This is a genomic window from Nocardioides sp. YR527 (assembly GCF_900101045.1).
Taxonomy (GTDB): Bacteria; Actinomycetota; Actinomycetes; order Propionibacteriales; family Nocardioidaceae; genus Nocardioides.
The window spans coordinates 145,253-158,522 of the sequence record NZ_FNFN01000009.1; the positions used below are offsets into that span (position 1 = coordinate 145,253).

General features: G+C 69.9%; 14 protein-coding genes. 13 read left to right on the forward strand and 1 reads right to left on the reverse strand.

The features are described from left to right. Nucleotides 1-81 precede the first annotated feature (81 nt). From BLT25_RS24605 to glmM, 4 genes are all read left to right on the forward strand, one after another. Nucleotides 82-474, forward strand: coding sequence for a hypothetical protein (locus tag BLT25_RS24605; protein ID WP_091051761.1), 393 nt, complete (start codon nt 82-84; stop codon nt 472-474). A 282-nt stretch (nt 475-756) separates the two neighbouring features. Beyond that, on the forward strand, nt 757-1,200 hold the full coding sequence (gene rplM / locus BLT25_RS24610) for a 50S ribosomal protein L13 (RefSeq protein WP_091051763.1): 444 nt from the start codon (nt 757-759) through the stop codon (nt 1,198-1,200). A 14-nt stretch (nt 1,201-1,214) separates the two neighbouring features. Further along, a complete protein-coding gene (gene rpsI, locus BLT25_RS24615; protein ID WP_176884242.1) occupies nt 1,215-1,715 on the forward strand; it encodes a 30S ribosomal protein S9 in 501 nt (166 codons plus the stop codon). A gap of 104 nt (nt 1,716-1,819) precedes the next feature. After that, entirely contained in the window at nt 1,820-3,175 is a 1,356-nt protein-coding gene (gene glmM / locus BLT25_RS24620; RefSeq protein ID WP_091051768.1) for a phosphoglucosamine mutase, read from the forward strand. Nucleotides 3,176-3,316: 141 nt separating this feature from the next. On the opposite strand, the gene coaA is transcribed toward glmM, so the two are convergent. Continuing rightward, nucleotides 3,317-4,282, reverse strand: coding sequence for a type I pantothenate kinase (coaA, locus tag BLT25_RS24625; protein ID WP_091051771.1), 966 nt, complete (start codon nt 4,280-4,282; stop codon nt 3,317-3,319). A gap of 70 nt (nt 4,283-4,352) precedes the next feature. On the opposite strand from coaA, the gene glmS reads away from it, so the two are divergent. The 9 genes from glmS to BLT25_RS24670 all read left to right on the forward strand — a co-directional run bounded on the left by glmS (nt 4,353) and on the right by BLT25_RS24670 (nt 13,084). Next, nucleotides 4,353-6,200, forward strand: a complete 1,848-nt coding sequence (gene glmS, locus BLT25_RS24630; RefSeq protein ID WP_091051772.1) for a glutamine--fructose-6-phosphate transaminase (isomerizing) — start codon at nt 4,353-4,355, stop codon at nt 6,198-6,200. A 13-nt stretch (nt 6,201-6,213) separates the two neighbouring features. Beyond that, nucleotides 6,214-6,567 carry a holo-ACP synthase gene (locus BLT25_RS24635; protein ID WP_091051775.1) on the forward strand — a complete coding sequence of 118 codons (354 nt, stop codon included), beginning with the start codon at nt 6,214-6,216 and terminating at the stop codon, nt 6,565-6,567. A 112-nt stretch (nt 6,568-6,679) separates the two neighbouring features. Then, nucleotides 6,680-8,119 carry a bifunctional ADP-dependent NAD(P)H-hydrate dehydratase/NAD(P)H-hydrate epimerase gene (locus tag BLT25_RS24640; protein ID WP_256328772.1) on the forward strand — a complete coding sequence of 480 codons (1,440 nt, stop codon included), beginning with the start codon at nt 6,680-6,682 and terminating at the stop codon, nt 8,117-8,119. Nucleotides 8,120-8,139: 20 nt separating this feature from the next. After that, entirely contained in the window at nt 8,140-9,327 is a 1,188-nt protein-coding gene (gene alr, locus BLT25_RS24645; protein ID WP_091051779.1) for an alanine racemase, read from the forward strand. After that, nucleotides 9,324-10,421, forward strand: coding sequence for an alpha/beta fold hydrolase (locus tag BLT25_RS24650; RefSeq protein ID WP_091051782.1), 1,098 nt, complete (start codon nt 9,324-9,326; stop codon nt 10,419-10,421). The genes alr and BLT25_RS24650 overlap by 4 nt, the downstream gene beginning before the upstream one ends. Then, a complete protein-coding gene (gene tsaE / locus BLT25_RS24655) occupies nt 10,418-11,362 on the forward strand; it encodes a tRNA (adenosine(37)-N6)-threonylcarbamoyltransferase complex ATPase subunit type 1 TsaE (RefSeq protein ID WP_091051783.1) in 945 nt (314 codons plus the stop codon). The genes BLT25_RS24650 and tsaE overlap by 4 nt, the downstream gene beginning before the upstream one ends. 10 nt (nt 11,363-11,372) lie before the next feature. After that, nucleotides 11,373-12,023, forward strand: a complete 651-nt coding sequence (gene tsaB, locus BLT25_RS24660; RefSeq protein ID WP_091051786.1) for a tRNA (adenosine(37)-N6)-threonylcarbamoyltransferase complex dimerization subunit type 1 TsaB — start codon at nt 11,373-11,375, stop codon at nt 12,021-12,023. Further along, complete coding sequence (rimI, locus tag BLT25_RS24665) at nt 12,020-12,475, forward strand: ribosomal protein S18-alanine N-acetyltransferase (RefSeq protein ID WP_091051789.1); 456 nt, start codon at nt 12,020-12,022, stop codon at nt 12,473-12,475. Before tsaB ends, rimI begins: the two co-directional genes overlap by 4 nt. Nucleotides 12,476-12,520: 45 nt before the next feature. Then, nucleotides 12,521-13,084 (forward strand): hypothetical protein, encoded by a 564-nt coding sequence (locus tag BLT25_RS24670; RefSeq protein ID WP_091051790.1) that lies wholly within the window; start codon nt 12,521-12,523, stop codon nt 13,082-13,084. The last annotated feature ends 186 nt before the right edge of the window (nt 13,085-13,270 follow it).

Below are 13,270 nucleotides of genomic sequence, written 5' to 3' on the forward strand. Positions count from 1 at the left end.
GCCAGGCGTACGTCTGCGTTTTTCAGCAGTGCCAAAGGCCTGGCACAGCCTCACCACAGGAACCCGGCGCACTCTGGCAGCATGAGCGACAAGAGTACGGACGACGAGGCTCCCGAGCCGGCGCCGCCGGCCGAGCAACCCGAGCCGGAGGCGGCGGCGTACGCCCCGCCCGCGTACGGCCCTCCGCCTGCTGCCGCGCCGAAGAAGAAGCTCTCCGAGCGGGTCTTCGGGTGGAAGAGCGTCGCGGCCGCCGCGGCCGTGGGTCTCGTCCTCGGCGGTGGTGTCGCGGCGGGAGTCGCCGCGGTCGTCGACGGTGGCTCCGACCAGGGCCCTCGGGAGATGGGCCGGATGCCCGACCGTGGCCAGATGCCGGATGGCCAGATGCCTGACTTCGGTCAAGGCGAGCGCGGCCCCGGCGGCTTCGGCCAGCCGCAGGACCAGCCAGACGGGCAGTCCCAGGGTCAGTCGAGCTGACCAGCCCCAAGATCGCGTACGCCGCCCGGCTCCCCGACCGGCGGCGTACGTCTTGATTTGTCTCCGCCGTGCGGGGGCTCGTAACCTTGTGAGGTCGTGACTCCTGCCGCGTCCTGATCCCTGGTTCGATAAGAACTGCGCACGGTCAGTGGCGCAGATCCGGATGACTGTCGCTGGGACCACCCAGAGGACAGGGCAAGCCGGGCCGTGTTCGTCAGAAGCCACGCAGCACCATCCCGGTGCGCATCCGTGCGCCGGGTCCAACGAACTAAGAAGGCACACGTGCGTACTTACGCTCCCAAGCCGGGCGACATCGAGCGCGCCTGGCTCGTGATCGACGCGACCGACGTCCGTCTCGGCCGCCTCGCGGTCCAGGCCGCTGAGCTCCTCCGCGGCAAGCACAAGGCGATCTTCGCGCCCAACGCGGACACCGGCGACTTCGTCATCGTCATCAACGCCGAGAAGGTCTCCCTCTCCGGCAACAAGGCCAAGACCAAGCTGGCTTACCGCCACTCCGGCTACCCGGGTGGTCTGACCGCGACCCCGATCGGCGAGATCCTCGAGAAGGACGCCCGCAAGGCGATCGAGTCCGCTGTGTGGGGCATGCTGCCGAAGAACAAGCTCGGCCGCCAGATGCTCAAGAAGCTCAAGGTCTACTCCGGTCCGACGCACCCGCACGCCGCGCAGCAGGCCGTTCCGTTCGAGATCAAGCAGATCGCCCAGTGAGCCAGGACCAGGACATGACTGAGAACACCGTAGAGGTCGAGGAGACCTTCGAGACCGACGAGCAGGGCCTCGCGTACACCTCCGAGAGCGCCCCGTCCGCCGACACCCCCGAGCGCCCGGCGACCATCGCCCCGGCGGCCGCCACCGGCCGCCGCAAGGAGTCCGTGGCCCGCGTCCGGATCGTCCCGGGCACCGGCGAGTGGACCATCAACGGTCGCACCATCGAGGACTACTTCCCCAACAAGCTGCACCAGCAGATCGCGAACGAGCCGTTCGCCGCGCTGCAGCTCGAGGGTCGCTTCGACGTGATCGCCCGCATCGACGGCGGCGGCATCGCCGGCCAGGCCGGCGCGCTGCGTCTCGGCGTGGCCCGTTCGCTCAACATCGTTGACGAGGAGGCCAACCGCCCGACCCTGAAGAAGGCCGGTCTGCTCACCCGCGACGCCCGCGTCGTGGAGCGGAAGAAGGCCGGTCTCAAGAAGGCCCGCAAGGCCTCGCAGTTCAGCAAGCGCTGATCGCCCTGCAGATCGCCTAGCATTGTTGGGGTGCCTCGGCTCGCCGAGGCACCCCGACTCATTTTTCGGGCGGGGGCCGACGTACGAAAGAAGGTCACACGGACGTGGCACGCCTTTTCGGCACTGACGGAGTTCGCGGTCTCGCGAACGGCGAGATCCTCACCGCCTCGCTCGCCCAGAACCTGGCGACATCGGCGGCACTGGTCCTGACCGAGGAACTGCGCGTCTCCGGCAGCGGACGCAAACCGCTGGCGGTGGTCGGCAACGACTCGCGCGTCTCCGGGCAGTTCCTGCAGGCGACGGTGGCCGGTGGTCTGGCCTCGGCCGGCTGCGACGTGATCGACGTCGGCGTGCTGCCGACGCCCGGGGTCGCCTACCTCACCGCGGCCCTCCAGGCCGACCTCGGCGTGGTCATCTCGGCCTCGCACAACCCGATGCCCGACAACGGCATCAAGTTCCTCCAGCGCGGCGGGCACAAGCTCGACGACGTGCTCGAGGATCGGATCGAGGCACACCTCGACGAGCCCTGGGACCGCCCCACCGGCGCGTCGGTGGGCCGGATCTCGACCCACGAGAACCCCGTGGAGACGTACGCGGCCCACCTGATCTCCACGCTGGAGCGCCGCCTCGACGGGCTGACCGTCGTCGTCGACTGCGCCAACGGCGCGGCCGCTGCCGCGGGTCCGCTGGCCCTGGACCAGGCCGGGGCGAAGGTGATCGCGATCAACGACGTCAACGACGGCCTCTCGATCAACGACGGGGTCGGTTCGACCCACCCGGAGATGCTCCAGAAGGCGGTCCTCGAGCACGGCGCCGACGTCGGGTTCGCCTGGGACGGCGACGCCGACCGCTGCCTGGCCGTCGACGGTGACGGCAACCTGGTCGACGGCGACCAGCTCATCGCGATCCTCGCGCTCGGGCTCCACGACGCCCGCCGGCTCCCGGACGACACCGTCGTCGTCACCGTGATGAGCAACCTCGGCTTCGTCAAGGCGATGGACGCCGCCGGCGTCCATGTGAAGCAGACCGCCGTGGGTGACCGCTACGTGCTCGAGGAGATGCGCCGCGGCGGCTACGCCATCGGTGGCGAGCAGTCCGGCCACATCATCATGAGCGAGCACGCCACCACCGGCGACGGCATCCTCACCGCGCTGCACGTCCTGCAGCGGATGACCCTCACCGGGCGCACCCTCGCCGACCTCGCCTCCGTCGTCACCCGCCTCCCGCAGGTCCTGCTCAACGTCAAGGGCGTCGACAAGGCCCGCTGTAAGACCGACGACGGCCTCCTCGAGGCCGTGGCCGCCGAGGAGACGGCCCTCGCCGGCTCCGGGCGGATCCTGCTACGTCCCTCGGGCACCGAGAACCTCGTACGCGTCATGGTCGAGGCCCCTACGCATCACGAGGCCGAGGCGTGCGCCGAGCGGCTCGCCGACGTCGTGCGCGAGCGGCTCGCTCTCTGACTGGCCACCACCGCTGGTCGAGCCGCGAGGCCGCCTGCGGCCGAGCGTGTCGAGACCAACAGGTCCCGTCCGAGCGCGGAGGGCGCCGTGTTGGTCTCGACACGCCTCCGCCTAGCGGCTCCGGCGGCTCGACCAGCGGGGCTAGATCTTGCGGAGGCGCACGTAGCGGACCGAGTGGTCGCTGTCCTTGCGGAGGACGAGGGTGGCGCGGGAGCGGGTGGGGAGGACGTTCTCGCGGAGGTTGGGACCGTTGATCTCGTTCCAGATCTCGGTCGCGCGGGTGATGGCCTCGTCGTGGCTCAGGGCCGCATATTTCGTGAAGTAGGACGACGGGTCGCGGAAGGCGGTCTCGCGCAGTCGCAGGAAGCGGTCGACGTACCACTGCTTGATGTCGCGCGACCCCGCGTCGACGTAGACGGAGAAGTCGAAGAAGTCCGAGAGCGCCAGCGAGATGGTGCCGTCGGCGCGGACCCGGGAGGGCTGCAGGACGTTGAGGCCCTCGAGGATGACGATGTCGGGCTTCTTGACGAGCACGGTCTGGTCGGTGACGTCGTAGGTCAGGTGCGAGTAGATCGGCGCGCGCACCTCGTCCTCACCCGACTTGAGGTCGACGAGGAAGCGGAGCAGGGCCTTGCGGTCGTACGACTCCGGGAAGCCCTTGCGCTCCATCAGGCCGCGACGTTCGAGCTCGGCGTTGGGGTAGAGGAACCCGTCGGTGGTCACCAGGGCGACGTTGGGATGCTCGGGCCAGTGGGCGAGCATCTGCTGGAGCACACGGGCTGTGGTCGACTTGCCGACGGCGACGGATCCGGCGACGCCGATGACGAACGGGGTACGCTCCGGCATCGTCTTGCCGAGGAACAGCTCCTGCTGGTCATGGAGCCTGTCCGAGGCGCTCACGTAGAGGCTCAACAGCCGGCTCAGCGGCAGATAGACCTCCTCGACCTCCTTGAGGTCGATCTGGTCGCCCAGGCCCCGCAGAGACTCGATCTCCGCCTCGGTCAGCGGGCTCTCGGTCTCGGTCGCGAGCTCCGCCCACGCGCTTCGGTCGAGCTCGACGTAGGGCGAAGAGCCGCGGTCGTCGCCGTGTGGCCCGGGGTGTGACATGGCAACGATTGTTACGCACATGCGCCGCCGCTTCCTGCTGGGGTCCACGAGAGCCGTAGGATCAGCCGCCATGTGCGGCATCGTTGGGTACGTCGGAGACCGGTCGGCGCAGGGCGTCGTGATCGATGGCCTGCGGCGGTTGGAGTACCGCGGCTACGACTCGGCCGGGATCGCGCTGATCTCGGCTGACGGGGCCTTGGCGGTGGACAAGAGGGCCGGCAAGCTCGCCAACCTGGAGAAGGCGATCGCGGGCACACCGCTGCCGGCGTCGACGACCGGGATCGGCCACACCCGCTGGGCGACCCACGGCGGTCCGACCGACGACAACGCCCACCCGCACGTCGGCCGCACCGGCCGGGTCGCGGTCGTCCACAACGGGATCATCGAGAACTTCGCCGAGCTGCGGGCCTCGCTGGAGACCGAGGGCCACGAGTTCAGCTCGCAGACCGACACCGAGGTGGCCGCCCACCTGCTCGAGCGCGAGGTCGTCGGCGGGGCCGACCTGACCGTCGCGATGCAGCGGGTCTGCTCGATCCTCGACGGAGCGTTCACCTTCGTCGCGATCGACGCGTCCGACCCCGACCGGGTCGTCGCCGCGCGCCGTAACAGCCCGCTCGTGGTCGGTCTGGGCGAGGGGGAGTCGTTTCTCGGCTCCGACGTCGCCGCCTTCATCGAGCACACCCGCGAGGCGATGGAGCTCGACCAGGACCAGGTCGTCACGATCACCCGGTCCGGTGCCACGGTCACCAACTTCGACGGCACCCCTGCCGAGGGCCGCCGCTTCCACGTCGACTGGGATCTGGCCGCCGCCGAGAAGGACGGCCACGACTGGTTCATGCGCAAGGAGATCCTCGAGCAGCCTCGTGCTGTCGCGGACTCGCTGCTGGGGCGACGTACGCCTTCGGGGTCTCTCCATCTCGACGAGATGCGGCTCGACGACGACGAGCTGCGCGAGGTCACCAAGATCATCATCATCGCCGCGGGGACGTCGTTCTACGCCGGCATGGTCGCGAAGTACGCCATCGAGCACTGGTGCCGGATCTCGGTCGAGGTCGAGCTGGCCTCCGAGTTCCGCTACCGCGACCCGATCCTCGACAACTCCACCCTGGTGGTGGCGATCTCGCAGTCCGGCGAGACCGCCGACACCCTCCAGGCGATCCGGCACGCGCGCTCGCAGCGCTCGAAGGTGCTGGCGATCTGCAACACCAACGGCTCCACGATCCCGCGCGAGTCCGACGCGGTCATCTACACCCACGCCGGCCCGGAGATCGGGGTCGCCTCGACCAAGGGGTACGTCACCCAGCTGGTCGCCTGCTACCTGCTCGCGCTCTACCTGGCGCAGGTCAAGGGCACGATGTACGGCGACGAGATCGACGGCGTGATGACCCAGCTCGAGGCGATGCCCGACGCCGTGGCGAAGGTGTTGGAGACCGCGCCGCAGGTCTACGACCTGGCGCGTGAGTACGCCGATCGCCGCGCATTCCTGTTCCTGGGCCGCCACGCCGGCTATCCGGTGGCGCTCGAGGGTGCGCTGAAGCTCAAGGAGCTCGCCTACCTGCACGCCGAGGGGTTCGCCGCCGGTGAACTCAAGCACGGTCCGATCGCGCTGGTCGAGGAGGGCCTGCCGATCTGGTGCATCGTGCCGCCGCGCGGCCGCGACTTCCTGCACGACAAGATGCGCTCGGGGATCATGGAGGTGCGCGCTCGCGGCGCCCGCACCATCGCCCTGGTCGAGGAGGGCGACGACTCGGTCGACTCGGTCTCCGACACGATCATCCGGCTGCCCAAGGTGCCGGTGCTCCTGCAGCCGCTCGTCGCGGTCGTGCCGATGCAGCTCTTCGCCTGCCAGCTCGCCACCGAGCTCGGCTACGACGTGGACCAGCCGCGCAACCTCGCCAAGTCCGTCACGGTCGAGTGATGGCGGTCCACTGATGGCTGTCCTCGGAGTCGGGATCGACGTCTGCGACCTGGAGCGCTTCGAAGAGTCGCTGGAGCGTACGCCGCGGCTGCGCGAGCGCCTGTTCACGCCCGCCGAGGCGACGAAGCCGATGGCCTCGCTGGCGGCCCGGTTCGCCGCGAAGGAGGCGCTCGCCAAGGCGCTCGGCGCGCCGCAGGGGATGGAGTGGCACGACGCCGAGGTGATCTCGGAGTCCTCCGGACAGCCGCGCTTCGAGCTCCGCGGGACCGTGCTGGCGCAGGCCACGAAGCTCGGCGTCGCCACCGTCCACCTCTCGCTCTCCCACGACGCCGGCATCGCCTCGGCGATGGTCGTCCTGGAGGACTGACGGGGCTTGTTCGAGCCCTACGGCCCAGCCCCGCCAGCGCATGGGCGCGTAGGCTTGGACCATGCGGCGTGCGCACTCGGTTGAGCAGGTCAGAGCGGCAGAGAAGGCCTTGATGGCGAGCCTGCCAGACGGTGCCCTGATGCAGCGTGCGGCGGCCGGGCTGGCCTACGCGGTCATCGGCCACCTGCGTGGGCTGGGTCTCGGCGGGGTCTACGGCAAGCGCGTCGTGCTCCTGGTCGGGAGCGGCGACAACGGCGGAGACGCGTTGTACGCCGGGGCGATCCTTGCGCGCCGTGGCGTACAGGTCGAGGCGTGGTTGCTGGCGGACCGGGCGCATTCGGGTGGGGTCGCTGCGCTCAAGGCGGCGGGAGGTGACTGTGTTGGTCTCGACACGGATTCGCTCGTCCCTCACGAATCCGGCTCGACCAGCGGCCCGCTCGTCGGTCGAGCCGCCGGAGCCGATAGGCGGAGGCGTGTCGAGACCAACACAGTCGATCTCGTGGTCGACGGGATCGTCGGGATCGGCGGGAAGCCTGGGCTGCGGCCGGATGCCGAGGAGGCGCTGGCGATGCTGGCCGGGGTTCCGGTGGTGTCCGTGGACACACCGAGCGGGGTCTGCGTCGACACCGGCGAGATCGACGGCGCGCACGTGACCGCTGACCTGACGGTCACCTTCGGAACCCACAAGCCGTGTCATCTGCTCGACCCGGCCGCCTCGGCGTGCGGAACGGTGCAGCTGGTCGACATCGGCCTCCGGCTCCCGAAGCCGGTGATCGAGAGCCTCGAGGCCGCCGATGTGGCAGACCTGGTGCCGCGTCCCGCGCCGGACGGGCACAAGTACACCCGCGGCGTGGTCGGTCTTCGCGTCGGCAGCGCCACCTATCCCGGTGCCGCGCTGCTGGCCGTCTCCGGCGCCAACACCGGACTGGCCGGGATGGTCCGCTACGTCGGCACCGCCTCGGAATGGGTCAAGCGGCACAACCCGGAGGTCGTCGGCGACGGCCAGGCACAGGCCTGGGTCGTCGGCTCCGGCAGCGCCGACGGCGCCAACAGCGCGCTCGCGTTCGCCCGGGCGAGCGGCGTACCTCTGGTCATCGACGCCGACAGCCTGCGCGCGTTGAACGGGCCGCTCGGGGTGCCCGCGATCCTGACTCCGCACGCGGGCGAGCTCGCGGCGCTGATCCGAGAAGATCGGGGCGACGTCGAGGCTCGTCCGCTGCACTACGCGCGGCTCGCGGCCAAGCGGTTCGATGCGGTGGTGCTGCTCAAGGGGCGGCGCACCACGATCGCCTCACCTGACCCCGACGCGCCGGTACGGGTCAACACCACGGGCACCTCCTGGCTGGCCACCGCCGGCTCGGGGGATGTGCTCGGCGGGCTGATCGGGTCGCTGCTCGCGGCGGGGCTCGCGCCCATCGATGCCGCGTCTGCCGGGGCTTGGCTGCACGGGACCGCAGCCACTCTCGCGAGCGCGGGTGGGCCGGTGACCGCGAGCGGCGTGGCCGCGGCGATACCCGCCGTTATCCGATCCCTTCCTGCTGTCTCGAGTTAGCAACAACTATCCTTGACGCCATGTCACCGAGCCCAGCGCCTCGGGCTCCGCTTCGGCGAGCCGAGATCGTCATCGACCTCGCCGCGATCCGACACAACGTCTCGCGGCTGCGGGAGCACCTGCGCACGCCGATCATGACGGTGGTCAAGGCCGACGGCTACGGGCACGGTCTGGTCGAGGCCGGGCGGGCCGCCCGCGAGGGCGGCGCGGACTGGCTCGGCGTGGCCTCGGCCGACGAGGCGCTCGCGCTGCGCGCGGCCGGCGACGAGGGCCGGCTGCTGGCCTGGCTGATCATGCCCAGCGAGCCCGCCGAGGAGCTCGTGGCCGCGGACATCGACGTCACTGCCTACACGATCGCCGACCTGGAGAAGTACGCCGCCGCCGGCGACACCCTGGGCCGAACGCCGCGGGTGCAGCTCAAGGTCGACACCGGACTCTCCCGGGGCGGCGCGGCGTTCGCCGACTGGTCGAAGCTGGTCGGGCTGGCGCGCATCCTGGAGGCCGAGGGGGCGATCCGGGTCACCGGGATCTGGTCGCACTTCAGCGCCAGCGAGAACACCGCCGATCCGGCCAGCGCCCTCCAGGAGAAGGTTTTCGGCGAGGCGCTCGCCGTCGCCGAGGAGGCCGGTCTCCGGCCCGAGGTGCGTCACCTCGCCAACTCGGCGGGAGCGCTGCTTCGCCCCAGCGCGCGGCTCGACCTGGTTCGGGTCGGGATCGCGACGTACGGCATCGACCCGGCGCCCGGCGTCGAGGGATCGCCGTGGGCCGAGCTCGGACTCGTCCCGGCGATGACCGTGCGGGCCGAGCTGGCGCTGGTGAAGCCGATCGAGGCCGGTGCGGGTGTCTCCTACAACCACACCTGGGTGGCCGAGGAGCCCACGACGGTGGGGCTGGTCCCCGTCGGGTACGCCGAGGGCATCCAGCGTCGTGCCGGGAACCGCGCCGAGGTGTGGATCGACGGAACCCGATACCCGGTGCGTGGCACCGTCTGCATGGACCAGATCGTCGTCGATCTCGGGGAGGCTTCGGTCGAACGCGGTGCCGAGGTGGTCCTGTGGGGCACCGGTGCCGATGGCGAGCCGACCGCCCAGGACTGGGCCGAGGCGAGCGAGACCATCGCCTACGAGGTCGTCACCAGGATCGGAGGACGGATGAAGCGCCGTTATGTTGACACAGACGTCGACACCGAGCAGGGAGGCGACAGATGAGCAGCATCGCAGGACGGATCGGCCAGATCGCGGCGGGGACTCTGGGAGCGGCAGCGGTCGCTGCCGCGGCCCGCGGCGCGGTGGTGGTCAGGAAGCGCCGCCGCGCGATCGAGGAACGCCCCGAGGACCGGACCCCGCTCGGTACGCTGCGGTCCTGCCCGGTCACCGTGGTGACCTCCGACGGCGTACCTCTTCATGTCGAGGTCGACGAGGTCGACCCGGCTCACACGCATCCCGGCGAGGCGAACGGGGTGACGCTCGTCTTCGTGCACGGCTACTGCCTCAACCTCGACTGCTGGCACTTCCAGCGCGCCGCCTACCGTGGCCTGGTGCGGTCGGTCTTCTACGACCAGCGCAGCCACGGCCGCAGCGGCCGCTCCTCGCTGGGCAACGCCACCATCGACCAGCTCGGTGACGACCTGCTCCGGGTGCTGGACGCGGTCGTGCCGGAGGGTCCGGTGATCCTGGTCGGACACTCGATGGGCGGGATGACGATCGCCGCGCTCGCCGAGGACCACCCCGAGCTGTTCGCGCCGTACGACAAGGGTGGCCGCATCATCGGCACCGCCCTGATCTCGACGACCGCTGGTGGTCTCGACCCGAGTCGGCTGCTGATCCCGGTGCTCCCGGCCAAGCTGTCCGGCGGGATCGCCAACAGCACCATGCGGACGCTGGCCCGGGGACACGGGATCGTCGACCGATTCCGTGTCATGGGGTCGGCGGTGGCGACCGTCTTCACCGATGTGTTCGCCTTCGGGGACGAGGTGCCGGAGACGTACGTCGAGTTCGTGGACGGACTGCTCTCGCAGACGCCGTTCGAGGTCGTCGCGGAGTTCTTCCCGAGCTTCCGTGCGCTGGACAAGTTCGAGTCGATCGCCACGCTCGGCCGGGTGCCGACCACGATCATCTGCGGCACCGCCGACCGGCTGACCTCGGTCGGCCACAGCCGCAAGCTGCACTCCTACATCCCGGGCTCCCGGCTGGTCGAGTGTGAGAAGGCCGGCCACATGGTCATCCTCGAGCGGCACGGTCAGGTCAACGCCGAGCTCGACCAGCTGCTCGCCTCGGCCACCCGGGATGCGGCCTCGGCATGACGCTCGTCTTCGAGCGGGTCGGGCCGGAGGCCGCGACCGAGGTGCTCGGTATCGTCCGGGCGGCCTTCTCGGCCCGCCCGCCGCTGGATCCGCCCGCCGACGCGCTCGGGGAGACCGAGGGGTCGATGAAGGAGCGCCTCTCCGGCTTCGGCGGAGTGGTGGCGCGGTTGGACGGGGTCGCCGTCGGGGCCGTCGTCATGGATCCTGCGGACTCGACCCTGTGGCTGCGTCGTTTCGCTGTTCTGCCTGATCAGCAGGGGCATGGGGTCGCGCACAAGATGGTGACGTACGCCGCCGGGGTCGCGCGCGCGGAGGATTTCGACGATCTCGCGGTGATCGCTCGCGAGGAGCTCCCGGAGACGTTGCGGTTCTGGGTTCGCCAAGGCTTTCGCGAGGTCTCGCGGGAGTCGCCGGCGGTGCGGCTGCATCGACCGCTGAACGAGTACGTCGTCGAGGTGCTCGACGCCGACGCGATGACGGAGCTCGGCCGGCGGGTGGCCGCGTTGGTCGCCGCCGGTGACGTACTCGTCCTCTCCGGCGGCCTCGGCGCCGGCAAGACCACGTTCACCAAGGGCCTCGGAGCGGGGCTCGGGGTGCGCGGCGAGATCACCTCGCCGACCTTTGTCATCGCTCGGGTGCATCCCTCCACGGTCGGCGGCCCTGAGCTCGTCCACGTCGACGCCTATCGGCTCGGCGGGATCGAGGAGCTCGACGACCTCGACCTCGACACCGATCTCGACGACGCGGTGACCGTGGTCGAGTGGGGCGAGGGCTTGGCCGAGGGGCTCTCCGAGGCGCGGCTGGAGATCCGGATCGTACGTGCCGAGGCCGACGAGGCCCCGCTGGATCTGGTCGAGGCGCCCGACGGTGCGGATCCTCGGCGCGTGGAGATCCTCCCGGTCGGGGCCCGCTGGCGCGGCGTGGACCTCAGCGCGCTCTAGGGTGTGAGTTGTGCTTCTCGCCTTTGACACCGCCACGCCCCAGGTGACTGTGGCGCTCCACGATGGCGACGACGTCGTCGCCGAGGTCGTCTCCGACCGCACCATGAAGCATGGTGAGCAGCTCGCGCCGCTGATCGCGGACGTCCTCGCGGAGGCCGGGATCGTACGCCAGGATCTGACCGCCATCGCCGTCGGTGCCGGCCCCGGGCCGTTCACCGGCCTCCGGGTCGGGCTGGTCACCGCCAGGACGCTCGGGTTCGCGCTGGAGATCCCGGTCTATGCCGCCTGCACGCTGGACGTGCTGGCGGTGGAGGCCGTTGCCTCGGGGATCGGTGCACCGTTCTTCGTAGCGACGGACGCGCGGCGCAAGGAGGTCTACCTGGCCTCCTACGACCCCGACGGCGTACGCCTCGAGGGCCCTGTCGTCGCCCGTCCCGCCGAGGTCGCCACCTCGGGACCGGTGGTCGGTGAGGGAGCGCTGCTCTATCCCGACGCGTTCCCGACGCCGCTCGGCCCCGTGCGGCCGTCCGCCGGTTGGCTGGCCCGGGCGGTCGCCGAGGAGCAGGTCGAGCTGATGGATCCCGAGCCGCTCTACCTGCGTCGGCCCGATGCGGTGGAGCAGGCTGCCCAGAAAAAGGTGCAGAAGAAGGTCTCCCAGTGACCGTACGCCCCGCCGGGCCGGACGACGTCGACGCGATCGCCGGCCTCGAGCTCGAGGCGTTCCCCGACGACGCCTGGACACCCGAGTACCTGCAGGTGGCGATCGACGGGAAGATGCCGACAGTCCGGATCCTCGTTGCCGTCGATGATGCGGGAACGGTCATCGGTCATGCGCTGGTGAGCGTCGTCTACGAGATCGCCGAGCTCCAGCGGATCGCGACGGCCGAGGAGCAGCGCCGCCGCGGAATCGGTGGGTCGCTCCTCGCGGCGTCGATCGATCTCGCTCGGAGCGAGGGAGCCGAGCGACTTCTCCTCGAGGTCCGCGAGGGTAACGCCGGGGCCATCGAGTTCTACCACCAAGCCGGATTCGTCGAGATCGACCGCCGCGAGCGCTACTACCGCGACGGGGCGACGGGGATCGTACTGGCCTTCGATCTTGTTGCTCCGGCCTGAGCAGCGAGGCTGACGGAGCCCAAACTGTCGGTGCTCTGTGCTGCGATGGATGTCATGCACCTCAGACGCAACGCCTTCGACTCGCAGACAGCGGGTCTCGCTCTGGCCAGGACGATCGGACGCGGCGGGCTCCGTCCGCCCACACTTCAGACGATCGCCGAGGAGGCGAACACGGGAGTGTCGACGTTGCACCGGTGGTTCGGCGGGACGCAGGGGATGTTGCCGCACGCCGCCGCTGCGTTCGCGGACATGTTCTGGACCCGGGTCGCAGATCGGGTGAATGCGACCGGCTGGGCAGGCTTTCTGCCGGAGAACGAAGATGACCTGTTCTTCCTGAGAGCGTGGCTGGGCTTTGAGGAGCTTGCCCGTTCTGACGACGGAGTCGGACAAGCAGTGGGTGAGCTGTGGCATGACGCGAGGTTCTGGTTTCGATCAGTACTCGGCCGCGAGCTCACCGACTTCGAGATGGCAGGAGTGGAAGCGATACTTCGCGGACTATGGGACGGTCTGTGCGCAGCTGAGCCGCTCGACACAGGTCTCGCGCATCGCCTGTGGGACGCGGCGTATACGTCGTTGGCGGAGCTCTCGAGCGATGCTGCAGCGGCCTGACAGCCGTTGCCCTCAGCCCGCCGCTACTCTCAGCCGACGGCTTCATCTCTGGCAGGAAGGAAAATTCCTTCCGGAGGATCGACTGATCCTGGGTCTGATCCTGGGTCTGATCCTGGGTCTGATCCTGGGTCTGGCGGTGCCAGTGGAAAGAAAATTCCTTCCGCGGAGTGAACGTATTCCGGTGCC